This is a genomic window from Actinoplanes sp. ATCC 53533 (genome assembly GCF_003947245.1).
Genome location: NZ_QHHV01000573.1, coordinates 1 through 786, shown reverse-complemented (window position 1 = coordinate 786; position 786 = coordinate 1). Strand labels below are relative to the sequence as shown.

Sequence of the window (786 nt, the reverse complement as noted above, 5' to 3'; positions counted from 1 at the left end):
ATAGCCGAACCGGGCGCTGACGTGGATGATCCCGTCGCCGGCATAGCCGAGGTCGTCGACCTGGATCCGTTCGGAGTCCGGCAGATGCGGCATCGGCAACGTTTCGATCGAGACGATCAAGATCTGCTCGTGCAGCACGTGGTTGTGTTCGACGTTGGCGCGCAACGCCAGCGGCGCGGTCTGCTTGCCACGGTTGAGGAAGACAGCGGTGCCCGGCACCCGGGCCAGCGGATGCTTGTCGTCCCGCAGCCGATCGATGAACGCGCGGAGCGTGCCTTCCGCGCGTTCGCGTTCGCGGGTGACGACCTGCCGTCCGCGCTGCCAGGTGGTCATCACGGTGAACGCGGTCAGGCCGATGAGCAGCGGCAGCCAGGCGCCGTGGGCGAGCTTGGTGAGGTTCGCCGCCAGGAAGAGCAGGTCGATCGCGAGCAGGATGCCCGCGCCCAGGCCGATCTGCCACAGCGGGGTGTGCCAGCGGACCCGGGCGAGATAGAAGAACAGCAGGGTGGTGATCGTGATGGTGGCGATCACCGCCATGCCGAACGCGTACGCGAGGGCGGCGGAGCTGCGGAAGGCGAAGACCAGGGTGAGTACCGAGACCATCAGCAGCCAGTTGATCCACGGTACGTAGATCTGGCCGATCGTCGACGCCGAGGTGTGCGCGATCCGCAGTCTCGGGAGGTAGCCGAGCTGAGCGGCCTGCGACGCCACGGAGTAGGCACCGGTGATCACGGCCTGGGCGGCGATCACCGTCGCCGCGGTGGCCAGCAGCACCATCGGCAGTCG

General features: G+C 67.7%; 1 protein-coding gene. It reads right to left on the bottom strand.

Translation table 11 applies throughout. The annotated features are described in order from the left end of the window. The coding region (locus DMB66_RS60090) for a KUP/HAK/KT family potassium transporter (protein ID WP_199753320.1) at window positions 1–786 on the bottom strand (786 nt) is incomplete at both ends.